Here is a 23,629-nt window from a genome sequence, read left to right on the forward strand (position 1 = left end):
ATGAGTGAAGATTTTGAAATAAACGAACCCGTATCTACTTTTGATTTTAGGGGATTTTTATTCCGGTTGCTTCGGTATTGGCCGCTTTTTCTCATATCTCTAGCCATTGCTTTTGGAATTGCCTACTACATAAACGTTCGGAAACTTCCTATTTACCAAATGGAAAATATGGTCTCCATAAAGGATGACCAAAACCCGTTTTTCACCAGCAATACCAGCCTTACCTTTAATTGGGGCGGAACAACGGATAAGGTAAATACTGCGATTATTACCTTGAAATCGCGATCGCATAATGAAAAGGTGGTGGAACGGCTTCAATATTATGTGGATTACCTTAAAGATGGGGAATATCAACAGGTTGATGCCTATAAACAAACACCATTTTTTGTTGAAATAGACACCACGAAGCCACAGATTCAAGGCAAACAATTACAGGTAGTATTTAGGGATTCCGTGAATTTTACGTTGAGCGCAACGTTTACTGAAGGCGCAGTCCCGCTTTTTAATTATGCTTCAAAAGAAAAGACTTCGGTATTTGTGGAGGCAGGCGAATTTTCGAAGCAATATAAAATGGGGCAGAAGATCAATCTGCCGTTTTTCAGTGGAACTTTTATGCCCAACCCAGATTTTATGGGAAATCCTGGCACGCCATACTATATTGTTCTCAAGAATTATGACGGCACGGTAAGGCAATATTTGGGAATTCGGGTAGACCCGGAAAGCAAGGGCTCTTCCGTTTTACGGATGCGCCTTACGGGAAATAACAAGGCAAAGTTGGTTGATTACCTGAATACTTCGGTTGAGGTTTTAAGCCAAGATATGCTGGACCGAAAGAATCTTTTCGCTACCAAAACCATTCGTTTTATAGATAGCAGTCTCGCCATGAAATCTGCGGAACTGTCCACGGTAGAGGATGAATTGAACCAATTCAAAAACAAGAATGCCATTTTCAATCTTGAAAGTGAAGGTTCAGAAATAAATACGAAACTGAGTGAACTCGATCTGCGGAAGGAAGCCGTGAACCGGGAGCTGAATTACTATAATACGCTACAGAATTACCTGACGAGCCGTTCAGACTATCGCGATGTTCCTGCGCCATCAGTAGCGGGGATTTCAGAATCCAGTATTGTGAGTGGTGTGGGGCGAATTATCCAACTTTCGGAAGAGCGGAATAAACTTCGCTATTCCTTTAAGGATGGCGCGCCCGTTTTTGCCGATATTGATAGGCAAATTGATGCGGTGAAGAATGTGTTGCTTGAGAATATTCGCTCCTCCAAAAGTCTGAAAACCGATGATCTCAACGCAATTAATAGGGATATAGGTAGGTATGAAAGTGAGATACGCGGTTTGCCGAAGGAACAACAGGATTTATTGAAGATTGAGCGCAGGTATAATTTGAGCCAAGGATCCTATAATTTATTTCTTTCGAAGCGTAGCGAGGCAGGATTGGTAAAGGCGGCGAATGTGAGCGATGTGATGGTTATCGACTCAGCGAAGGATACCGGAGGCGGGCAAGTGGGCCCCAATACCAAGCTCAATTATATGATGGCGCTTCTATTTGGCAGCCTTATTCCGTTTCTATTCGTATTTGTACGCGTGTTTTTTGATACAAAGATTGGCTCGGTTAAGGAACTCGAGCGCATCACTTCCATACCGCTGCTTGGCGTTATCGGTAAAAGCCATATAGATTCCAATCTTGCCGTGATTACCAAGCCAAAATCCGCTATTGCTGAATCTTTTAGGGCTCTGCGTTCCAGCCTCCAATTTATATATAGAAAGCAGGGGATTGAAGGTGCGAAGACGGTCTTGATTACTTCTTCCGTAAGTGGAGAGGGAAAAACATTCTGTTCCATTAATATAGCTTCTGTTTTTGCGCTTAGTGAGAAGCGAACAGTTTTAGTAGGACTTGATCTTCGTAAGCCGAAAATATTTGATGATTTTGGAATTGATAACGCAGTGGGTGTTGTAAATTATCTTATAAATGATGCTTCTCTAGAACAAATAATCCAAAAAACCGAAGTGGATTATCTTGATGTGATAACGGCAGGACCCATCCCTCCAAATCCTTCAGAATTGTTGATGGGCGAACGAATGGAACTGCTTATTGATAGCTTAAAAGAAGAATACGATTACATTATTCTGGATTCCCCACCGATGGGATTGGTAGCGGACTCATTGGAACTGACGAAGCTTGCAGATGCCACCATCTATTTGGTTCGGCATAACTATACGCAGAAAAATATGTTCACCTTCGTAAATGAAAAGTACAAAACCGGCGAAGTGAAACACATAAGTTTGGTATTGAATGATTACCAAGAAAAAGCCGGAAAAGGTTATGGCTATGGTTACGGCAACGGTTATGGCTACGGCTATGGAAGCTATGGCAATGGATACCACGAACACGTACCTGCAAAAACGCTTTTGCAAAAGATTAAAAGTAATTTTCGTAAATGATAGAAATTTTTGTTTCCACGAATTTTGCAATAAGCTTATGAAAGCAATCTATCAATTAAAATATTACCTTGAAAAGCGTGGGTTTTATGTGTCCTCACGCTTGGCAGATAGACTGGGAATGCGGGCCAAGAGCGTTCGGCTTTTCTTCATATACGTATCCTTCGCCACGCTGGGCGTAGGCTTTGCAATATACCTTACCCTTGCATTTCTTTTGAAGCTGAAAGATTTGGTCAATACCAAAAGAACATCTGTTTTCGATCTTTAGAAAAATTTACAGGGAATTAAATCATTCTCAATTAAAAATTTTATCAAGAATAATTTGGAAGTCATAATAGTTAAGGAAGCGTTAACAAATTTCCGTCAAAATTCTTGAAATTGTTGAATTTTTTGAGCATCTTGCTTCGTTTTAAAAAATTCAAGTTTCATTTAAAATTCAATTATGAAGAAATATCTTCTTTTACTTTTTACTTCTTTATTACCAATACTAACTTTTGCTCAACAACCTACAGCCTCAGAGAAGGTGGATGTGTTTTTTCAAAAGTACACAGGTTGGTTCGTGGAGCTTATATTTTTGGAAATACCTTTTTCTGAGACTTTTAAAATTCCGTGGGTTCTTATTGTGCTAATAGGGGGTGCAATGTATTTCACTTTTTATTTTAAACTTATCAATTTTACGGGCTTTGGAACAGCAATACGTGTGGTAAGAGGAAAATATGAAGATATTGAAAAACACGGTGCAGATACGCTATATGGTGATGTAACACCAAATGAGCAGGAAAATATAATTGAAACCATTCGCGACGACAATGCAGATGGTGAAGTTTCACACTTTCAAGCGCTTACGGCAGCACTTTCGGCGACCGTGGGTCTTGGAAATATTGCTGGTGTTGCGGTTGCTCTTTCTATTGGTGGGCCCGGGGCAACATTTTGGATGATCGTGGCCGGTCTTTTGGGGATGGCATCAAAGTTTGCGGAATGTACGCTGGGTGTTAAATTTCGAGATGTGGGTCCAGACGGTACAGTTTACGGCGGCCCTATGTACTATCTCAAAAAAGGATTGGCACAAAAAGGAATGGGCGGCTTTGGGAAATTTCTCGCCGTACTTTTCGCCATTTTTGTAATTGGAGGCTCCTTTGGTGGTGGAAATATGTTTCAGGCAAACCAGGCCGCGGCTCAATTTGTACAGTTATTTGATTTACAGGGTACGAGCGCTGCGATTTATTTCGGTATCGCGATGGCAATTATTGTTGCCGTAGTAATTATTGGCGGAATTAAAAGAATAGCAAAGGTTACGGAAAAAATTGTTCCGTTTATGGCAGGAATTTATGTGCTTGGAGCGATTGTAATTCTAGCTGCAAACTATATGCACATTGGTGATGCTTTTGCACTAATTTTTGAAGGAGCATTTTCCGGACTTGGTATTGCTGGTGGATTGGTGGGTGTAATGATTCAAGGTGTTCGCCGTGGTGCATTCTCAAATGAGGCCGGTGTAGGTTCTGCCGCGATTGCCCACTCTGCAGTACGCACAAAATATCCAGCTTCTGAAGGTATTGTGGCCCTATTGGAACCTTTTATTGATACCGTTGTAATCTGTACTATGACTGCTCTTGTGATTGTAATAACAAATTTTGATAACAATATTATCCAATATGGAGTTGAGGTCAAGGAAGGTGTTGAACTTACGGCATCTGCTTTTGATAGTGTGATTCCGCATTTTTCAATAGTACTTACCGTTGCTGTAATTCTGTTTGCATTTTCAACCATGATTTCTTGGTCTTATTATGGAATGCAAGGCTGGGTTTATCTTTTTGGAAGGGGAAAGGTTACCGAGTTCATTTATAAAATTTTATTTTGTATTTTCATTTGGGTCGGTTCCGTAATAAGTTTGGGATCAGTCATCAACTTTTCGGATGCAATGATTTTTGCGATGGTCGTTCCCAATATTATAGGTGTCATTCTATTGACTCCCGTGGTTAGAAAGGAATTAAAAAAATATATGAATGCCATAAATACCAAGCACGAAGCATTGGATGAAGGTGCAGAAGATCTTCGCAAGCATATGTAAAATTTTCTTTTATGAAACAAAATTCCCACTTCTCGTTTAATAGGCAACAGCGAAGTGGGATTTTGTTTTTATTATTTCTTTTAATTGGCCTTCTCTGTCTCTATTTTTTTGTTGATTTTTCTGAAGAAAGTTCGTTCGATACTTCCTCTTCTGAAATTGTTGCGCTTCAAAAGCAAATAGACTCTTTACAGGTTGCTGAGATTGAAAATAGAAAACCGAAACGATACCCTTTCAATCCTAATTTTATTACAGATTATAAAGGTTACACATTAGGAATGACTTCTGAAGAAATCGACCTGCTTTTGGCGTATAGAAAGGATGGCAAATGGATAAATTCCGCTGCAGATTTTAAAAAAGTTACTGGAATTTCCGATTCGCTTTTGGCTGAAATAAGCCCACTTTTTAAATTTCCGGACTGGGTCACAAATCCCAAAAACAAATCTGATTTCAAAAAATTTAAGGATGACAAGGGTTTTTCTGAAAAAACCTATGCGCAAAAAATAGATCTCAATAAAGCCACTTCTGAAGAATTACAGAAAGTAAGCGGAATAGGGGAAGTGCTGGCCGGGAAAATTATCTCACATCGTGAAAAATTGAAAGGCTTCTCAGATGACAATCAACTTTACGACGTGTATGGTCTCGATCCCGCAGTGGTTATGCGTACACTCAATCTTTTTACTGTAAAAACACCTAGGGAAATTGTTAAGATGAATTTGAATAAAGCAACTGCTTCAGATATTGCTACAATCCCGAACGTTTCTTTTGATCTTGCCAAGAAAATATGGGAGTACCGTATCTTGCACGAAAAAGTTCAAAGCTTTCAGGAATTGGACAAAATACCGGGAATTACTGAAAGAAAGTTACAGGTAATTCAGTTATATTTGTTCATTGAGTAATTTTAAAAAATCGCCGAAAGGCCTATAAATATTAGCATTAAGAGCAGATGGACAAAATGTATTTTACAGAAGAACACGAATTTTTCAGAAAAAGTTTCAAGGATTTTCTTCAAAAAGAGGTAGTACCCCATATAGATAAATGGGAAAAAACGGGAACCATTGAACGGTTCATTTGGAAAAAATTCGGGGAAATGGGTTATTTCGGCATCTATCAGCCCGAAGAATATGGTGGGCTTGACCTGGACCTGTTTTACACCGTGATTTTTTTGGAAGAGCTTCAAAAAATAAATTCCGGAGGTTTTGCCGCCGCAATGTGGGCTCATGCTTATTTGGCAATGACACATCTTAAAAAAGAGGCTAACCACGAGCAAAAGGAGAAATATCTGGCGCCCAGTATTACAGGTGAAAAAATCGGTTGCCTTTGTATCACGGAACCCTTTGGCGGGAGTGATGTTTCTGGGATGCGGACAACGGCAGAAAAGAAAGGCGACGCCTATATTCTGAATGGTTCAAAAACATTTATAACCAATGGCATTTACAGTGATTATTTGATTGTTGCCGCAAAAACATCTCCAGAGCTTGGGAACAAAGGTATCAGCATTTTTGTGGTAGATCGGGATACCAAGGGAATTTCCGCTACAAAACTTGATAAATTGGGCTGGCGCGCAAGTGATACCGGAGAAATTGCTTTTGACAATGTTGAAATTCCTATCACCAATTTAATGGGTGAAGAAAATATGGGTTTTCCTTACATTATGCAGCATTTTGCCCTAGAACGCCTAATTATGGGAATTAACGGACACGCCCGTAGTGAATTTGCCCTGGAATATACTATTCAATATATGAAAGACAGATTTGCATTCGGAAAAAGTATCTCAAAATTTCAAGCATTGCGCCATCGTGTTGCACAATTGGCGAGCGAGATTGAAGTCTGCAAAACCTTTAATTACGTTACCGCAAAGCGATTAAATGATGGCGAATACGTGGTGAAAGAAGCTACAATGAGTAAACTTATTTCGACGAAAGTATCGGATGAAGTTATGACTGAATGTCTCCAGTTTTTGGGCGGTTATGGTTATATGGAAGATTATCCATTAGCACGTTTGCTTCGGGACAGCAGGTTAGGGCCCATTGGCGGAGGCACTTCAGAAATTCTTCGGGAGATTATCGCAAAAATGGTTATTGAAGAAAAATCTTATAAACCCGCGACTTAATTTTTTTTAAAATTTATTGATAAATGAAATCATTGAGCATAAAGAAAAATCTTGGGATTTTCATTTTATTTATTTCCGTCTCAACTTTTGCGCAAACAGAAATCAAAAATAAAGTAACGGATTTCCTTACTTTTCTCCCAATAGAAAGTGCGAGTGTTTATATAAAAAATACCACGGTGGGTACTATTACAAATAGTGATGGTAACTTCAGCCTGGTAGTGCCTGCGGAATACAAAAATGATACGCTAGTAGTGTCCTCCATTGGTTACAAAAGCTTTAAAACCGCAATCCAAGATTTTGATTCTTCTACTGAAATTGCATTGGAGGAAGATGTTGCCTCGCTGGATGAAGTCGTTTTGGTAGCGGATACCCGACCAAAAACAGGTAATGATATTATGCTGCGTGCTATTGAAAGGTTACCGCGTAATTTGCCAGAAAAAGCTTATCTTCAAAAGGGCTTTTTACGTCATAAGGAGCGCAATAGGAGGGAGTACAAATGGCTAATTGAAAGTGCCATAACTCTTTACGATTCCAGTTACGCGGCCGGCGCTGAGGATAATTTGAAAATAAATGTGGACGAAACACGAAAAAGCTATGATCTTCGCGATGTGGATAGCTTGTATGCCTACACTTCGTATTTACGCTATAAAGCGAGGAATGTAAACTTAAAATCGAAAACCTTGGTGCGTGATACCATCCAGACCAAAACACTTGTAAATGCGATAAAATGGAATGACGAGCGCATAAATGGGTTGGATAATCTTTTCAAGGGCAGATTGAATCTGGTCAGAAATGCAAATGCTCCGCAAGCATTGTTCGGGAAAAATATGCTGGAAAAACATCAATTTGACCTTGATACTATTCTTGTGGAAGATGGGCGAAAACTATATAAGATCAAAATTTCAAGGAGTAAGGATTTTATAGGGTTGGGAACCGAGAATATTTACAATGAAGGGTATGAGGCACAAGGGTGGATCTATATTTACTGGGATAATTACGCAATTAAAAAAGTAGAGTACGAATTGGTTGCGGCCAGCGATGCGCAGAAGAAACGAAGCAAAAGTTTATTTGGCACACAATTGAACCACAAACTTATTTTGAGTTATAAAGATTTTGACGGGAAAATGTACCCGAGCTATATTTTCTACGAAACGCCGAAGCTTGTAAATGTGGGAGATAGATCTTCAGACGCAGAGCGAAATGCCGCTGAGACAGGAAGCACTCGGGACGAGCAGTTCTATACAACAACGCAGGAAATTCTTTTTACGGAAATAATCCGGGAGCCAGAAATGGTATCTGAAGCCTTGAACCAGGAAAATTGGGATTCTGATATTTTTCTAGTAAGACCTTACAATGCGAAGTTCTGGAAAAATTACAATGTTTTGCTGGAAAGTAGGGAGGAAGAAAAATTGATTCAGGATTTAAGCAAGAGAGCAACTTTGTTCAAGCAGTAAATTTTCATAAAAAAAATGAAAACCAAAGAGTAATTCCTGAAAACTTTTTCTATTTTTGCCGTCCTAAAGAAAGGAGGTGATGACACTATGTTAATTATACCAGTAAAAGACGGAGAAAATATTGATAGAGCGCTGAAGCGTTTCAAGCGTAAATTCGATAAAACCGGAACAATGCGCCAGTTACGCGCAAGACAGGCATTCACGAAACCTTCTGTTGAAAGAAGAGCACAAATACAGAAAGCCCAGTATATTCAAAACCTTAGAGATCAAGAAGAAGTATAATTCTTGATTCTTTAAAGCTTATATCACATCCGTAGAAATCAACTTCTACGGATTTTTTTGTGGTTTAAAGTTAGCCGTTCAAACAATAATTTTTAAATTTAGCATCGAACCTTCAATTTCCCCAAAATGCCCTTTCAGGATTTTGCTGATTATCTTCAGCTTGAAAAAAAATATTCAAAGCATACCGTAAAAGCATATAGAAAGGATTTGGAAAGCTTTCTTTTGTTTGCTTCAGAGGAATTTGAGATTTCAGAAATAAAAAAAGTTAATTATGCAATAATTAGAAGTTGGATTGTTTCCTTGGTGGATTCTGGCATTTCAAACCGAACGGTAAACCGGAAAATCTCTTCGCTTAAAACTTATTTCAAATTTCTTTTGAAAACAGCACAGGTTGAAATAAATCCACTTGCGAAGCACAAGTCATTAAAAACATCAAAGAAAATTCAAATACCATTTTCCGAATCTGAAATTGATGGTGTGATGCAAATTCTTCAAACCGAAAATGATTTTGAGGGAATTAGAAACCGGCTGGTCGTATTGATGTTTTACTCCACTGGAATAAGGCGCGCAGAACTCATAAATGTGAAAATCGCAGATTTGTCAATGGTCGGCAAAACAATTAAGGTCCTTGGGAAAAGAAATAAGGAGCGCATTATCCCGCTATTGCCATCTGTAATGAAAGTGCTTGAAGAATATTTAAAAATCCGTAAGCATTTAATGCAAGTTATGGACGCCGAATATCTTTTTTTGACGCCCAAAGGATTCAAAATCTACGAAAGTCTTGTGTACAGAGTGATTAATTCCTACTTTAGTGAAACGTCTGAAAAAGTAAAGAAAAGTCCACATATTTTGCGACATTCCTTTGCCACGCATCTTTTAAACGAAGGTGCGGATATAAATTCGGTAAAAGAGCTTTTGGGACACTCAAGTCTGGCATCTACACAAGTTTATACCCAAAATAGTATCGCCAAACTTAAAGAAGTCTATAAAAATGCGCATCCTCGAAATTAGTTAAAAACGCTGGCTTATGGTTTAAAAATACTTTTCATTAATTAAAATTTTATACTATGAGAGTAAATGTGCAAACTCCAAATTTTGCCGCGAAAAATGAGTTGTTGGTTTTCGTGGAAAAGAAACTGACAAAGCTTGAGCAATTTTACGATAGAATTGTTTTTGCGGATGTGTTTTTGAAAGTTCAAAAAACCAGTGAGAAAGAAAATAAAATTGTAGAAATATTGCTGAGTATTCCCGGAGATAATTTAATAGTAAAAAAAGAGTCAAAAAGTTTTGAAGCCGCTACAGATGAGGTAGTAAGGGCATTAGAGCGGCAGCTGAAAAAAAGGAAGCGAAAAGAAAAGTTGTATTTGGCATAGAAATTTTCATCAAAAAGTTTTGTAGAAAAAATAATTTCTATACATTTGCAGTCCGTTAGAAATAGCGGACTTTTTTATGGCCTGTCAAAGGATGTAAAAAAGATTAAAAAAGCCGATGTAGCTCAGCTGGCTAGAGCAGCTGATTTGTAATCAGCAGGTCGTGGGTTCGAGTCCCTCTATCGGCTCTTTAAAATTTTGAAAAACCTGGTTGGGATTTAACTTTGAAGTTGTGATCCCGCAAGGCTCGGGGAGATACTCAAGCGGCCAACGAGGGCAGACTGTAAATCTGCTGACTACGTCTTCGCAGGTTCGAATCCTGCTCTCCCCACACTTGAAGATTTTCAATTTTAAAAGTCTATCTTTAGAGCGGGATTTTTTGATTGAAGTTGAGAATAAAAGTTCTTATTGCATAGTGCACTAGAAATTATATAGATTTCGAAAAACGCGGGAGTAGCTCAGTTGGTAGAGCGTCAGCCTTCCAAGCTGAATGTCGCCGGTTCGAACCCGGTCTCCCGCTCATATTGCATTAGCGTTTCGTCGTTAAATGCATAAACTTTGAACTGTCACCCTGAGCGACGTCTAAGGGCTGGACTTAAAAGGCCGGTGTAGCTCAGGGGTAGAGCGTTTCCTTGGTAAGGAAGAGGTCATGGGTTCAATTCCCATCATTGGCTCAAGTTTTATTGAAACTGAACACTAATATATAACTTAAGATTAAATTAATACAAAATGGCAAAAGAAACATACGATCGGTCAAAACCACACTTAAATGTTGGTACAATTGGACACGTAGATCACGGTAAAACAACGTTAACCGCAGCTATTACCAAAGTAATGGCCGATGCGGGTTATTCGGAAGCCAGATCATTCGACCAAATTGATAATGCTCCTGAGGAGAAAGAAAGAGGTATTACAATTAACTCTTCGCACGTAGAATACCAAACAGCAAATCGCCACTACGCACACGTTGACTGTCCTGGTCACGCGGATTACGTTAAGAACATGGTTACTGGTGCTGCCCAAATGGACGGTGCTATTTTGGTTGTAGCGGCTACAGATGGTCCTATGCCACAAACTCGTGAGCACATTCTATTAGGTCGCCAGGTGGGTATTCCACGTATGGTTGTATTTATGAATAAAGTGGATATGGTTGATGACGAAGAGCTTCTTGAGCTAGTTGAAATGGAGATACGTGACCTTCTTAACTTTTACGAATATGATGGTGACAACGGTCCTGTAATTGCTGGTTCAGCTCTTGGTGCACTTAATGGTGAAGCTAAGTGGGTTGATACTGTAATGAAATTGATGGAGGCTGTTGATAGCTGGATTGAACTTCCAACTCGTGATGTTGATAAGCCTTTCCTAATGCCTATTGAAGATGTTTTCTCAATTACTGGCCGCGGTACTGTTGCAACAGGACGTATTGAGACTGGTGTTGCTAATACAGGTGATGTTGTAGATATTATCGGTATGGGTGCGGAAAAATTAACTTCTACTATTACTGGAGTTGAAATGTTTCGTAAAATTCTTGATAGAGGTGAAGCTGGTGATAACGTAGGTATTCTTTTGAGGGGTATCGAGAAAAGCGACATTCGTCGTGGTATGGTTATCTGCAAAAAAGGTTCAGTTACTCCACATGCTAAATTTAAGGCTGAGGTTTATATCCTTAAAAAAGAAGAAGGTGGGCGTCACACTCCATTCCATAATAACTACCGTCCTCAGTTTTACGTTCGTACCACTGACGTTACTGGTACTATTTCTTTGCCTGATGGTGTAGAAATGGTTATGCCTGGAGACAACTTGACAATCCATGTTGAATTGCTTTCTCCTATTGCAATGAACGTAGGTCTACGTTTCGCAATCCGTGAAGGAGGGCGTACCGTAGGAGCTGGTCAGGTTACTGAAATACTAGACTAATTAAATAGATTTAAAAGCACTGGGTGTCCCAATATTTTGGGATACCTTGGCTTTTATAGCGGGTTTAACTTTCCCGGTAGCCATCGGGATGGTAGATTACGAATAAAGATAATTTTATTATCTACGGGTTTAGCTCAGTTGGTAGAGCACTGGTCTCCAAAACCAGGTGTCGGGAGTTCGAGTCTCTCAACCCGTGCAAGATATTCACTGGATTATTTTGAAAAAAATTTCAGAAAGATCTTAATCTGAATTTAAAAACGGCAATAATATGATAAATTATATTTCAGAATCTTATAATGAGCTAAAAAATCACGTTACCTGGCCTACGTGGACAGAAGCTCAAAAATTAACCGTTATTGTTGCTGTGTTTTCAGTTCTTTTAGCCTTGGCTGTTTGGGGTATAGATACTGTTTTCCACTGGGTAGTGGATCAATATTTCATCTGGATCAAATCGTAAGGAATGACCGAAACAACAAATACAAAAAGGTGGTATGTAGTCCGTTCAGTAAGTGGACAGGAGAACAAGATCAAGTCCTATATTGAAACTGAGATAAAGAGACTGGAGCTTGAGGATTATATTGATCAGGTTTTAGTGCCAACCGAAAAAGTGATACAGATCCGTAATGGGAAAAAAGTAAATAAAGAACGTGTTTATTTTCCCGGTTACATAATGATTCAGGCAAATTTGGGTGGAGAAATCCCCCACATAATTAAATCAATCAATGGAGTCATTGGTTTTTTAGGAGAAGTAAAAGGGGGTGACCCAGTTCCACTTAGACAGTCTGAAGTCAACAGAATGCTCGGAAAAGTAGATGAGCTTTCCGTTAAAGACGACAATGTGAATATTCCATATGTCATCGGGGAAACGGTAAAAGTTATTGATGGACCATTCAATGGTTTTAATGGTACTGTAGAAAAAATAAATGAAGAAAAGCGCAAGCTTGAAGTAATGGTAAAGATTTTCGGAAGAAAAACACCATTGGAACTGAGCTATATGCAAGTCGAAAAAGTTTAATTGTTACGCTTAATAGGTTTTTCAGAAGCTTCCACTTTTTGGATTACCACATTAAAAATTAGAAATGGCAAAAGAAATAAGTAAAGTAGTTAAGTTGCAAGTTCGCGGGGGTGCTGCTAACCCTTCACCACCAGTTGGGCCTGCTCTTGGTGCTGCCGGTGTCAACATCATGGAGTTCTGTAAGCAGTTCAATGCTAGAACCCAAGATAAGCAAGGTAAAGTATTGCCAGTAGCGATCACGGTTTATAAGGACAAATCTTTTGATTTTGTTATTAAAACTCCACCCGCCGCCGTTCAAATACTTGAAGCTGCAAAAGCGAAAAAAGGCTCCGGTGAACCACATGCAAAAAAAGTAGCCACAATCTCGTGGGACCAAATCAAAACGATCGCGGAAGATAAAATGCCCGATCTCAATGCATTTACGGTAGAATCAGCAATGAAAATGGTTGCGGGTACTGCACGTTCCATGGGTATTAAAGTAAAAGGTGACGCACCTTTTTAATCTGAAAAAAGAATCTATAAAATGGCACGATTAACTAAAAAGCAAAAGGAAGCAAATGCTAAAATAGAGCCCAATAAGGCCTATTCGGTAGCTGAAGCTTCTGCTTTAATAAAAGAAATCACCAGCGTAAAGTTTGACGCTTCGGTTGACCTAGCTGTGCGCCTTAACGTGGATCCACGTAAAGCAAACCAAATGGTTAGAGGCGTTGTTACTCTTCCTCACGGAACAGGTAAAGATGTGAAAGTTTTGGCATTGGTAACTCCAGATAAGGAAGCAGAAGCCAAAGAAGCTGGAGCAGACTACGTAGGTCTTGATGAGTACCTCGATAAAATTAAAGGAGGGTGGACAGATGTTGACGTAATTGTAACTATGCCAAGTGTTATGGGTAAATTAGGTCCTTTGGGACGCGTGTTGGGTCCTCGTGGCCTAATGCCAAACCCAAAAACAGGTACGGTAACAATGGACGTTGCTAAAGCAGTTTCAGATGTAAAAGCTGGTAAAATCGATTTTAAGGTTGATAAAACCGGAATCGTACACGCAGCTATTGGTAAAGCATCATTTGATGCTGAAAAAATCGCTGGAAACGCAAGAGAATTATTAACAACCCTCGTTAAACTTAAACCACAAGCTGCAAAAGGTGTTTACATTAAGAGTATCTTCATGTCTAGCACCATGAGCCCCGGAGTTGAAGTTGATACCAAAAGGTTTACTGAGCAGTAAAAACTGGAAATTATGACAAGAGAAGAAAAATCACAAGTAATTGAAACGTTGACTGCGCAGTTGGCTGATAACAGCAATATTTATTTAGCTGATATTTCAGGCCTAGACGCAGGGACTACTTCCAACCTTCGTCGTGCTTGTTTCAAGGCAGGCATCCAGTTGGCAGTTGTTAAAAATACATTGCTGAAAAAGGCAATGGAGAGTTCTGATAAAGATTTTGGTGAACTTACTGGTATATTGAAAGGAAACACTTCCTTGATGTTTTCTGAAACTGGAAATGCACCGGCAAAAGTAATCAAGGAATTCAGAAAAAAATCTGACAAGCCTCTTTTAAAAGGAGCTTATATTCAAGAATCAATTTACGTTGGCGACAATCAGCTAGATAGCTTGGTTGAGCTTAAGTCTAAAGATGAACTTGTTGGAGAAATTATTGGGTTATTGCAATCGCCTGCTAAAAATGTTATTTCAGCACTTAAGAGTGGAGGTAGCACTATTGCGGGACTTGTTAAAACCTTATCCGAAAGAGAAGGATAAAATTCAATTAGCACTAATTAATTTATATAAACACAATTTTTTTTAAAAACGATAGAAATGGCAGATTTGAAAGATTTCGCAGAACAATTGGTTAACCTTACCGTAAAAGAGGTAAATGAGTTAGCTACAATATTAAAAGATGAGTATGGTATCGAGCCTGCAGCTGCTGCTGTAGCTATGGCCGGTCCAGCTGCTGGCGGTGGTGGAGATGCCGCTGAGGAGCAATCAGAATTCACAGTAATGCTGAAAGCTGCTGGTGCATCTAAACTTGCAGTAGTAAAACTAGTTAAGGAATTAACTGGTGCTGGTCTTAAAGAAGCAAAAGAAATGGTAGACAACGCTCCTTCCGCAATTAAAGAAGGTGTTTCAAAAGATGAGGCAGAATCATTGAAGAAACAATTGGAAGAGGCTGGAGCAGAGGTTGAGCTTAAGTAAGCTAATTACCATCAAAGCCCTAAGGTTTAGGTCTTCCCAGTTATTGGGAAAGACCTAAACCATTTTGCGTATATAATGGTTAACGCCTTTTATACGATTTTTTTTCATTTTTATTTTAATTAAAATTCCGTCCATAGATGTCAGCAACGCAAACTGAAAGATTGAATTTTTCCTCTGTAAAAAACAAGCCGGAATATCCCGACTTTTTGGACATTCAGATTAAATCCTTTCAGGATTTTTTCCAGTTAGAAACCAAGTCAGAAGAAAGAGGCCAAGAAGGATTGTACAAAACCTTTTTGGAAAATTTTCCCATTACCGATACTCGAAACCAATTTGTTTTAGAGTTTTTGGACTATTTCGTAGATCCACCAAGATATTCCATCCAGGAATGTATAGAGCGTGGCCTTACTTACAGCGTTCCTCTTAAAGCGCGATTAAAACTTTATTGTACAGATTCTGAGCACGAGGACTTTGAAACCATCGTACAGGATGTGTATTTAGGTACAATTCCTTATATGACCCCCAGCGGAACCTTCTGTATCAATGGGGCCGAGCGTGTAGTTGTTTCACAGCTTCACAGATCTCCGGGTGTCTTCTTTGGCCAATCTTTCCACGCAAATGGAACTAAATTGTACTCAGCCCGCGTAATTCCTTTCAAAGGTTCTTGGATTGAGTTTGCTACAGATATTAACAGTGTAATGTATGCGTACATTGACCGAAAGAAAAAATTACCAGTAACTACACTTTTCCGAGCAATTGGTTTTGAAAGGGATAAGGATATTCTTGAAATATTTGACCTTGCTGAAGAAGTAAAAGCATCCAAAACTGGACTTAAAAAATACATTGGCCGTAAATTGGCCGCACGTGTGCTGAAAACTTGGCACGAAGATTTTGTGGATGAGGATACCGGTGAGGTTGTGTCCATCGAGCGTAACGAAATCATACTCGATCGTGATACGGTTGTTGAAAAAGAACACATCGATGAAATCATTGATTCCGGAGCCAAGACAATCTTATTGCATAAAGAGGATAATCTCTTAGCGGATTATGCTATTATCCACAACACATTACAAAAAGATCCTACCAATTCTGAAAAAGAAGCGGTGGAACATATATATAGACAACTTCGTAACGCTGAGCCACCTGATGAGGAAACTGCCCGTGGTATAATCAACAAGCTTTTCTTCAGTGACCAGAGATATAATCTGGGTGAAGTAGGCCGTTACAGAATGAACAAAAAGCTGGGTCTTGATATCGCTATGGACAAGCAAGTGCTTACCAAGGAAGATATCATTACCATCGTTAAGTATTTAATCGAGCTTATCAATTCCAAAGCGGAGATTGATGATATTGACCACCTTAGCAATCGTCGAGTACGTACAGTAGGTGAGCAGTTGTCACAACAGTTTGGTGTTGGTCTTGCCCGTATGGCGCGTACCATCCGCGAGCGTATGAACGTTCGTGACAACGAGGTTTTTACGCCAATTGATTTGATTAATGCGAAGACATTATCTTCGGTTATCAATTCATTTTTTGGTACCAACCAGCTTTCACAATTTATGGACCAGACAAACCCATTGGCAGAGATTACGCACAAGCGTCGTCTTTCTGCACTCGGGCCAGGTGGTCTTTCTCGTGAAAGAGCAGGTTTTGAGGTTCGTGACGTTCACTATACTCATTACGGAAGACTTTGTCCAATTGAAACCCCGGAGGGACCAAACATTGGTCTTATTTCTTCACTTGCAGTATATGCGAAAGTGAACAATCTTGGTTTCATCGAAACTCCATACCGTAAGGTTGACAACGGAAAAATCGATATTAAGCACGCACCAGTGTACCTTTCTGCTGAAGAAGAAGAAGAAAAACACATCGCACAGGCAAACATTCCTTTATCTGAAAAAGGTGATATTGAAACGGATAAGGTAATTGCACGTATGGAAGGTGACTTCCCACTGGTTGAACCAACGGTTGTAAATTATGCAGACGTTGCGCCAAATCAAATTGCATCCATCTCTGCATCGTTGATTCCGTTTTTGGAACACGATGACGCGAACCGTGCTTTGATGGGCTCAAACATGATGCGTCAGGCCGTACCTTTATTAATTGCAGATTCACCAATCGTGGGAACTGGTCTTGAAAGACAAGTTGCTTCAGATAGCCGTGTATTGATAAATGCTGAGGGAGATGGCGTTGTTGAATACGTTGATGCAAATGTAATAACAATCAAATACGACCGTACCGAGGAAGAGCGTATGGTAAGTTTTGATAGCGATTCAAAAACATATCAATTAATAAAATTCAGAAAAACAAACCAAAGTACTTCCATTAACTTGAAGCCTATCGTTCGCAAAGGGGATAGAGTGAAAAAGGGACAGGTGCTTTGTCAAGGTTACGCTACCGAAAAAGGGGAACTTGCTCTTGGGCGAAACATGAAAGTTGCTTTCATGCCTTGGAAAGGATACAACTTTGAGGATGCGATTGTTATTTCTGAAAAAGTGGTTCGTGAAGATATTTTTACTTCAATCCACGTTGATGAATATTCGTTGGAAGTTCGTGACACCAAGTTGGGTAACGAGGAATTGACGAACGATATTCCAAACGTTTCGGAAGAAGCCACAAAAGATTTGGATGAATTCGGTATGATCCGAATTGGTGCCGAAGTAAAACCTGGTGACATCCTTATCGGGAAAATAACTCCAAAAGGAGAAAGCGACCCAACTCCGGAAGAAAAACTGCTTCGCGCCATTTTTGGTGACAAAGCGGGTGATGTGAAAGATGCTTCATTGAAAGCTTCGCCATCTTTGAACGGTGTGGTAATTGACAAGAAATTGTTTGCCCGTGCCGTAAAGGACAAGCGCAAGCGTGCTCAGGATAAGGAAGACATCGCTGCATTGGAGGCTAAATATTATTCTAAGTTTGATGAGCTTCAGGAGGTATTGGTTGAAAAATTGTTCGCCATTGTTGGTGGAAAAACTGCACAAGGTGTAAACAATGATCTTGGTGAAGTTGTTTTCCCAAAAGGTAAAAAGTTCACATTAAAAATGCTTCACGCAGTTGATGATTACACCCACTTAACGGGAGGTACTTGGACGACAGATGACGATACCAACGTTCTGGTAGCAGATTTAATGCACAACTATAAAATTAAGGAAAACGACCTTCAAGGAAACTTGCGTCGCGAAAAGTTCACAATCTCTGTTGGAGACGAACTTCCTTCCGGTATTTTGAAACTCGCCAAAGTTTACATCGCCAAAAAGCGTAAACTGAAAGTAGGGGACAAGATGGCGGGACGTCACGGAAACAAAGGTATAGTTGCACGTATTGTACGTGAGGAAGATATGCCTTTCCTTGAAGATGGAACTCCAGTTGATATCGTGTTGAACCCACTTGGGGTACCATCGCGTATGAACATCGGCCAGATTTATGAAACGGTTCTTGGATGGGCCGGACAGAAATTAGGTCGCAAATATGCAACCCCAATTTTTGACGGTGCAACCATTGACCAAATAAATGAGTTGACCGATGAGGCTGGAATTCCAAGATTTGGACACACCTATCTATTTGATGGTGGAACTGGTAAACGTTTTGATCAACCTGCAACTGTAGGTATAATCTATATGCTGAAATTGGGCCACATGGTAGATGATAAAATGCACGCGCGTTCCATCGGGCCATACTCACTTATTACACAACAGCCGCTTGGTGGTAAAGCACAATTTGGTGGTCAGCGTTTTGGAGAGATGGAAGTTTGGGCTTTGGAAGCATACGGCGCGTCCAGTACACTTAGGGAAATATTGACTGTTAAATCTGATGATGTTATTGGAAGGGCGAAAACCTACGAAGCAATCGTAAAAGGTGAAACCATGCCAGAACCAGGCTTACCGGAATCTTTCAATGTACTTATGCACGAATTGAAAGGATTGGGTCTTGACATTAGATTAGAAGAATAGGTTGAAATCCCCGTGAAAGCGGGGATCTCAAGATTCTTTCCGAAATCATTTAATATGGTTTCAAACAAAACAACAAAGTTTATTTTACATTATGATGAACAGAAATAAAGAAAACACAGTACAGAAATTCGACAAGATTTCTATTGGTTTGGCTTCCCCTGAATCCATTTTGGCAGAATCACGCGGTGAAGTGTTAAAACCTGAAACAATAAACTACCGTACGCATAAGCCAGAGCGTGACGGACTTTTCTGTGAGCGCATCTTTGGTCCCGTGAAGGATTATGAATGTGCCTGTGGTAAATATAAAAGAATACGCTACAAGGGTATTGTTTGCGACCGTTGTGGTGTGGAAGTAACGGAGAAAAAAGTACGCCGTGACCGTGTGGGGCATATCAATTTGGTAGTTCCTGTGGCGCACATTTGGTATTTCCGAAGCCTTCCGAACAAAATCGGCTACCTGCTTGGATTGCCTTCCAAGAAACTGGATATGATTATTTACTACGAACGTTACGTAGTAATTCAGCCTGGTATTGCAAAATATGAGGGTGGTGAAGCAGTTAAAAAATTGGATTTCTTAACTGAAGAAGAATATCTTGCAATTCTTGATTCACTTCCTCAAGAGAACCTTTATTTGGAGGAAAGCGATCCAAATAAATTTATTGCGAAAATGGGAGCGGAGTGCTTGATCGATCTTTTACAAAGAATTGATCTTGACCAACTTTCATACAACCTTCGCCACAAAGCGAATAATGAAACTTCAAAACAACGCAAAACGGAAGCGTTGAAGCGTCTTCAAGTTGTTGAAGCATTACGCGAGGCAAACTTGAACCGCGAAAACAAAGCGGAATGGATGATTATGAAAGTAATTCCGGTAATTCCGCCAGAATTACGTCCATTGGTACCACTTGATGGTGGTCGTTTCGCAACTTCAGATTTGAATGATCTGTACCGTCGTGTAATCATCCGTAACAACCGTTTGAAGCGATTGATGGAAATTAAAGCTCCTGAGGTAATCCTTCGAAATGAGAAACGTATGCTTCAGGAATCGGTGGATTCATTGTTTGATAACACACGTAAATCTTCCGCAGTAAAAACTGACAGCAACCGTCCGTTGAAATCACTTTCAGATTCATTGAAAGGAAAACAAGGTCGTTTCCGTCAAAACTTGCTTGGTAAACGTGTGGATTATTCGGCTCGTTCTGTAATTGTCGTTGGACCAGAATTGAAACTGTACGAATGCGGTCTTCCAAAAGATATGGCTGCCGAGCTGTACAAACCTTTCGTTATCCGTAAATTGATTGAGCGAGGGATTGTAAAAACCGTAAAATCTGCAAAGAAAATTATTGATAAAAAAGAGCCTGTAGTTTGGGATATCTTGGAAAACGTTCTTAAAGGACATCCAGTTATGCTAAACCGGGCCCCAACGTTGCACAGACTTGGTATCCAAGCTTTCCAGCCAAAATTGATTGAAGGTAAAGCTATCCAGTTGCACCCATTGGTATGTACTGCATTTAATGCGGATTTCGATGGTGACCAAATGGCGGTACACCTCCCACTTGGGCCAGAGGCAATTTTGGAATGTCAACTACTAATGTTGGCATCACATAATATTTTGAATCCCGCAAACGGTTCACCAGTAGCCGTACCTTCACAGGATATGGTTTTGGGTCTTTATTATATGACCAAACTCAAAAAGACAATGGGTGATACTGTTGTGAAAGGTGAAGGCCTAACTTTTTATTCTGCTGAAGAAGCTATTATTGCTTACAATGAAGGCAAAGTAGATTTGAACGCGGAAATAAAAATTAGAACCAAAGACTTCAACGCTAATGGTGAGTTGGTTAACCAAATTATCACAACTACCTTAGGAAGGGTAATCTTCAATGAAAAAGTTCCGGAAGCTGCAGGATACATCAACGAGGTTTTGACCAAAAAATCGCTTCGTGATATCATCGGTAGAATTTTGAAGGTGACTTCCGTTCCCGATACATCTGCATTTCTTGACGAAATTAAAGGTCTTGGGTATAAATTCGCTTTTGAGGGTGGATTGTCTTTCAGTTTGGGTGATATTATTATCCCTGCTGAAAAACAAAATATGATTGATAGCGCAAACGAACAGGTTGAAGGTATTATCAATAGCTACAACATGGGTCTTATTACCAATAATGAACGCTACAATCAAGTAATTGATATTTGGACTGCGACCAATGCTGAGTTGACTGAACTTTCTATGAAACGTATTCGCGAAGATCAGCAAGGTTTCAACTCTGTATACATGATGCTTGACTCTGGTGCAAGGGGTTCTAAGGAGCAAATTCGCCAGTTGACAGGTATGCGTGGATTGATGGCAAAACCGAAAAAATCTAACTCAGGTGGGGGTGAAATCATTGAAAACCCAATCCTTTCAAACTTTAAGGAAGGTCTTTCCATTCTTGAATACTTTATCTCTACGCACGGTGCTCGAAAGGGTCTTGCGGATACCGCACTTAAAACGGCGGATGCTGGTTACTTGACCCGTCGTTTGGTGGATGTTTCACAAGATGTTATCATCAACATTGAAGATTGCGGTACACTGAGAGGTATTGAAGTTTCTGCCTTAAAGAAAAACGAAGAAGTCGTAGAATCTTTGGGAGATAGAATTGTTGGACGTATAGCACTCAATGATGTTGTAAACCCATTGACCAAAGAATTGCTTGTTGCCGCTGGCGATCATATTAATGAAGAAATCGCCGAAGCAATTGAAAAATCTCCACTGGAAAGTGTTGAAGTTCGTTCAGCGCTTACGTGCGAGGCCAAGCAAGGAATTTGTTCACAGTGTTACGGCCGTAATCTTGCTACCAATAAAATGGTGCAGCGTGGAGAGGCAGTTGGAGTTGTGGCAGCGCAATCCATCGGTGAGCCAGGTACCCAGCTTACACTTCGTACATTCCACGTGGGAGGTATTGCAGGTAACATTTCAGAAGAAAATAAATTGGTTGTTAAATTTGACGGAAAAGCAGAGATTGAAGATCTGAAAACCGTAAAAGGTGAAGACAATCAAGGTAAAACGGTGGACATCGTTATTTCACGTACTTCTGAAATAAAATTGGTTGATAAGAAAACAGGAATTACATTAAGTACCAACAATATTCCTTACGGTTCTACACTGTATGTAAAAGATGGTGATAGTCTTAATGCGGGTGATGTTGTGTGCGCTTGGGATCCCTACAACGGTGTAATTATTTCAGAATTTGCTGGAAAAATTAAATATGAAAACATCGTTCAAGGGATGTCTTATCAAGTTGAAATCGATGAGCAGACTGGTTTCCAAGAAAAAGTAATTACGGAATCCAGAGATAAGAAACGTATTCCTACCCTTCAGATTTTAGGAAAGAAAGACGAAGTTATTCGAAGCTATAACTTACCAGTTGGCGCCCATTTGATGGTAGATGATGGTGATAAGATCAAAATCGGTAAGGTGCTTGTGAAAATTCCACGTAAATCTGCCAAAGCGGGTGATATTACTGGAGGTCTTCCACGAGTAACCGAACTTTTTGAGGCACGTAATCCTTCAAACCCCGCTGTAGTTAGCGAGATTGATGGCGTGGTTTCTTTCGGAAAAATAAAACGTGGTAATCGTGAGATTATCGTTGAGTCTAAATTAGGCGAAGTGAAAAAGTATTTGGTAAAACTTTCAAACCAAATTCTAGTTCAGGAAAACGATTACGTTCGCGCAGGAATGCCACTTTCCGATGGGTCTATTACACCAGAGGATATCCTTCGAATTAAAGGTCCTTCAGCAGTACAGCAATATCTTGTAAACGAGGTTCAAGAGGTTTACCGTCTGCAAGGGGTGAAAATCAACGACAAGCACTTTGAAGTTGTTGTTCGCCAAATGATGCGCAAGGTTCGAATTCAAGATCCGGGAGATACTACCTTCCTTGAAGATCAATTGGCACATAAAGATGATTTCATCGAGGAAAATGATAAAATCTTTGGAATGAAAGTGGTTACCAATGCTGGTGATTCACAAAATTTAAAAGAAGGTCAAATCCTTACTCCACGTACATTGCGGGATGAAAATTCTTTATTGAGAAGAAATGATAAGGAGTTGGCAGAAGCACGCGATGCGGTTCCTGCAACGGCAACTCCGGTACTTCAAGGTATTACCAGGGCGTCGTTACAGACCAAGTCATTCATTTCTGCGGCTTCCTTCCAGGAAACTACCAAAGTATTGAACGAAGCGGCTGTAGCCGGTAAAGTTGATACCTTGGAAGGCTTGAAGGAAAATGTAATTGTAGGACATAAAATACCTGCCGGAACCGGTATGCGTAGATATGACACTATAATTGTAGGTTCAAAGCAAGAGCTTGAGGAAATGAATCGCGTTAAACAGGAAGTAAATTATAATTAATATTGAAAAGGTGCGTTTCACAAAACGCACCTTTTATTTTTTAGGCAGAGAAATCTAAAGTCTAATATTTAAAGTCTAATATCTAACAATGGCAGATCAAAAAAAAGAACAGCCCAAGCAAGGGCAGATAAATATAGAATTGGATGAAAGCGTGGCCCAAGGCATTTATAGCAACTTGGCCATAATCAATCATTCGGTTTCAGAATTTGTGGTTGATTTTGTAACCATCATGCCCGGAATTCCAAAAAGCAAAGTGAAGTCACGTATAATCTTGACACCACAACACGCAAAAAGATTTCTAAAGGCATTGAACGACAATGTAAAACGATTTGAAAACGCCCACGGCGAAATCAAGGATTATGAGCAGCCGCCCATTCCTTTGAACTTTGGCCCTACTGGCGAAGCATAAAGAAAAATCCAGCTCGAAA

At 39.8% G+C, this 23,629-nt stretch carries 19 protein-coding genes and 5 tRNA genes; all 24 read left to right on the forward strand.

Annotated elements, in window-relative coordinates; all coding sequences use genetic code 11:
* Complete coding sequence (locus tag KIV10_RS12360) at positions 1–2,454, forward strand: polysaccharide biosynthesis tyrosine autokinase (RefSeq protein ID WP_214114191.1); 2,454 nt, start codon at positions 1–3, stop codon at positions 2,452–2,454.
* 37 nt (positions 2,455–2,491) lie between these two features.
* On the forward strand, positions 2,492–2,719 hold the full coding sequence (locus tag KIV10_RS12365; protein WP_214114193.1) for a PspC domain-containing protein: 228 nt from the start codon (positions 2,492–2,494) through the stop codon (positions 2,717–2,719).
* A 174-nt stretch (positions 2,720–2,893) separates the two neighbouring features.
* On the forward strand, positions 2,894–4,519 hold the full coding sequence (locus KIV10_RS12370) for an alanine/glycine:cation symporter family protein (protein WP_214114195.1): 1,626 nt from the start codon (positions 2,894–2,896) through the stop codon (positions 4,517–4,519).
* 11 nt (positions 4,520–4,530) lie between these two features.
* Positions 4,531–5,415, forward strand: a complete 885-nt coding sequence (locus tag KIV10_RS12375; protein WP_214114196.1) for a ComEA family DNA-binding protein — start codon at positions 4,531–4,533, stop codon at positions 5,413–5,415.
* Positions 5,416–5,462: 47 nt separating this feature from the next.
* A complete protein-coding gene (locus KIV10_RS12380) occupies positions 5,463–6,629 on the forward strand; it encodes an acyl-CoA dehydrogenase family protein (RefSeq protein WP_214114198.1) in 1,167 nt (388 codons plus the stop codon).
* A 23-nt stretch (positions 6,630–6,652) separates the two neighbouring features.
* The gene (locus KIV10_RS12385) at positions 6,653–8,083 is read left to right on the forward strand and encodes a carboxypeptidase-like regulatory domain-containing protein (protein ID WP_214114200.1); all 1,431 of its coding nucleotides are present in this window, start codon (positions 6,653–6,655) and stop codon (positions 8,081–8,083) included.
* A gap of 87 nt (positions 8,084–8,170) precedes the next feature.
* Positions 8,171–8,365, forward strand: coding sequence for a 30S ribosomal protein S21 (gene rpsU / locus KIV10_RS12390; RefSeq protein WP_214114202.1), 195 nt, complete (start codon positions 8,171–8,173; stop codon positions 8,363–8,365).
* A 126-nt stretch (positions 8,366–8,491) separates the two neighbouring features.
* On the forward strand, positions 8,492–9,376 hold the full coding sequence (locus KIV10_RS12395) for a tyrosine-type recombinase/integrase (protein ID WP_214114204.1): 885 nt from the start codon (positions 8,492–8,494) through the stop codon (positions 9,374–9,376).
* 56 nt (positions 9,377–9,432) lie between these two features.
* A complete protein-coding gene (gene hpf, locus KIV10_RS12400; RefSeq protein WP_214114206.1) occupies positions 9,433–9,738 on the forward strand; it encodes a ribosome hibernation-promoting factor, HPF/YfiA family in 306 nt (101 codons plus the stop codon).
* Between the two features lie 111 nt (positions 9,739–9,849).
* Positions 9,850–9,923: transfer RNA gene (locus KIV10_RS12405), tRNA-Thr, on the forward strand.
* 61 nt (positions 9,924–9,984) lie between these two features.
* Positions 9,985–10,066 (forward strand) — tRNA-Tyr (locus tag KIV10_RS12410).
* A 116-nt stretch (positions 10,067–10,182) separates the two neighbouring features.
* Positions 10,183–10,255: transfer RNA gene (locus tag KIV10_RS12415), tRNA-Gly, on the forward strand.
* An 82-nt stretch (positions 10,256–10,337) separates the two neighbouring features.
* Positions 10,338–10,409, forward strand: a tRNA-Thr gene (locus tag KIV10_RS12420).
* A gap of 55 nt (positions 10,410–10,464) precedes the next feature.
* Positions 10,465–11,652: an elongation factor Tu gene (tuf, locus tag KIV10_RS12425; RefSeq protein WP_214114208.1), complete on the forward strand. Its 1,188-nt coding sequence runs from the start codon at positions 10,465–10,467 to the stop codon at positions 11,650–11,652.
* Positions 11,653–11,775: 123 nt separating this feature from the next.
* Positions 11,776–11,848 (forward strand) — tRNA-Trp (locus KIV10_RS12430).
* Positions 11,849–11,920: 72 nt separating this feature from the next.
* Positions 11,921–12,109 (forward strand): preprotein translocase subunit SecE, encoded by a 189-nt coding sequence (gene secE / locus KIV10_RS12435; RefSeq protein WP_214114210.1) that lies wholly within the window; start codon positions 11,921–11,923, stop codon positions 12,107–12,109.
* Positions 12,110–12,112: 3 nt separating this feature from the next.
* Positions 12,113–12,667 (forward strand): transcription termination/antitermination protein NusG, encoded by a 555-nt coding sequence (nusG, locus tag KIV10_RS12440; RefSeq protein WP_214114211.1) that lies wholly within the window; start codon positions 12,113–12,115, stop codon positions 12,665–12,667.
* A 64-nt stretch (positions 12,668–12,731) separates the two neighbouring features.
* Positions 12,732–13,169, forward strand: coding sequence for a 50S ribosomal protein L11 (gene rplK / locus KIV10_RS12445; RefSeq protein ID WP_045081579.1), 438 nt, complete (start codon positions 12,732–12,734; stop codon positions 13,167–13,169).
* A 21-nt stretch (positions 13,170–13,190) separates the two neighbouring features.
* Positions 13,191–13,889: a 50S ribosomal protein L1 gene (gene rplA, locus KIV10_RS12450; RefSeq protein WP_214114213.1), complete on the forward strand. Its 699-nt coding sequence runs from the start codon at positions 13,191–13,193 to the stop codon at positions 13,887–13,889.
* Between the two features lie 12 nt (positions 13,890–13,901).
* The gene (gene rplJ, locus KIV10_RS12455; RefSeq protein WP_214114215.1) at positions 13,902–14,423 is read left to right on the forward strand and encodes a 50S ribosomal protein L10; all 522 of its coding nucleotides are present in this window, start codon (positions 13,902–13,904) and stop codon (positions 14,421–14,423) included.
* Between the two features lie 57 nt (positions 14,424–14,480).
* The gene (rplL, locus tag KIV10_RS12460; protein WP_214114217.1) at positions 14,481–14,858 is read left to right on the forward strand and encodes a 50S ribosomal protein L7/L12; all 378 of its coding nucleotides are present in this window, start codon (positions 14,481–14,483) and stop codon (positions 14,856–14,858) included.
* A 137-nt stretch (positions 14,859–14,995) separates the two neighbouring features.
* Positions 14,996–18,808 (forward strand): DNA-directed RNA polymerase subunit beta, encoded by a 3,813-nt coding sequence (rpoB, locus tag KIV10_RS12465; protein ID WP_214114219.1) that lies wholly within the window; start codon positions 14,996–14,998, stop codon positions 18,806–18,808.
* 94 nt (positions 18,809–18,902) lie between these two features.
* Positions 18,903–23,201, forward strand: a complete 4,299-nt coding sequence (rpoC, locus tag KIV10_RS12470; protein ID WP_214114240.1) for a DNA-directed RNA polymerase subunit beta' — start codon at positions 18,903–18,905, stop codon at positions 23,199–23,201.
* 88 nt (positions 23,202–23,289) lie between these two features.
* Entirely contained in the window at positions 23,290–23,610 is a 321-nt protein-coding gene (locus KIV10_RS12475) for a DUF3467 domain-containing protein (RefSeq protein ID WP_202335383.1), read from the forward strand.
* Positions 23,611–23,629: the final 19 nt, after the last annotated feature.

The sequence above is a fragment of the Aequorivita echinoideorum genome, from assembly GCF_018476645.1.
GTDB lineage: Bacteria > Bacteroidota > Bacteroidia > Flavobacteriales > Flavobacteriaceae > Aequorivita > Aequorivita echinoideorum.

Bases quoted from the DNA above. Each gene is read 5' to 3' on its own strand.
- secE (WP_214114210.1), top strand. From the start codon at position 11,921: ATGATAAATTATATTTCAGAATCTTATAATGAGCTAAAAAATCACGTT.
- rplK (WP_045081579.1), top strand. From the start codon at position 12,732: ATGGCAAAAGAAATAAGTAAAGTAGTTAAGTTGCAAGTTCGCGGGGGT.
- KIV10_RS12475 (WP_202335383.1), top strand. From the start codon at position 23,290: ATGGCAGATCAAAAAAAAGAACAGCCCAAGCAAGGGCAGATAAATATA.
- rplA (WP_214114213.1), top strand. From the start codon at position 13,191: ATGGCACGATTAACTAAAAAGCAAAAGGAAGCAAATGCTAAAATAGAG.
- rpoB (WP_214114219.1), top strand. From the start codon at position 14,996: ATGTCAGCAACGCAAACTGAAAGATTGAATTTTTCCTCTGTAAAAAAC.
- KIV10_RS12370 (WP_214114195.1), top strand. From the start codon at position 2,894: ATGAAGAAATATCTTCTTTTACTTTTTACTTCTTTATTACCAATACTA.
- nusG (WP_214114211.1), top strand. From the start codon at position 12,113: ATGACCGAAACAACAAATACAAAAAGGTGGTATGTAGTCCGTTCAGTA.
- tuf (WP_214114208.1), top strand. From the start codon at position 10,465: ATGGCAAAAGAAACATACGATCGGTCAAAACCACACTTAAATGTTGGT.
- KIV10_RS12365 (WP_214114193.1), top strand. From the start codon at position 2,492: ATGAAAGCAATCTATCAATTAAAATATTACCTTGAAAAGCGTGGGTTT.
- KIV10_RS12360 (WP_214114191.1), top strand. From the start codon at position 1: ATGAGTGAAGATTTTGAAATAAACGAACCCGTATCTACTTTTGATTTT.
- KIV10_RS12395 (WP_214114204.1), top strand. From the start codon at position 8,492: ATGCCCTTTCAGGATTTTGCTGATTATCTTCAGCTTGAAAAAAAATAT.
- rplL (WP_214114217.1), top strand. From the start codon at position 14,481: ATGGCAGATTTGAAAGATTTCGCAGAACAATTGGTTAACCTTACCGTA.
- KIV10_RS12375 (WP_214114196.1), top strand. From the start codon at position 4,531: ATGAAACAAAATTCCCACTTCTCGTTTAATAGGCAACAGCGAAGTGGG.
- rpoC (WP_214114240.1), top strand. From the start codon at position 18,903: ATGAACAGAAATAAAGAAAACACAGTACAGAAATTCGACAAGATTTCT.
- rpsU (WP_214114202.1), top strand. From the start codon at position 8,171: ATGTTAATTATACCAGTAAAAGACGGAGAAAATATTGATAGAGCGCTG.
- hpf (WP_214114206.1), top strand. From the start codon at position 9,433: ATGAGAGTAAATGTGCAAACTCCAAATTTTGCCGCGAAAAATGAGTTG.
- rplJ (WP_214114215.1), top strand. From the start codon at position 13,902: ATGACAAGAGAAGAAAAATCACAAGTAATTGAAACGTTGACTGCGCAG.
- KIV10_RS12385 (WP_214114200.1), top strand. From the start codon at position 6,653: ATGAAATCATTGAGCATAAAGAAAAATCTTGGGATTTTCATTTTATTT.
- KIV10_RS12380 (WP_214114198.1), top strand. From the start codon at position 5,463: ATGGACAAAATGTATTTTACAGAAGAACACGAATTTTTCAGAAAAAGT.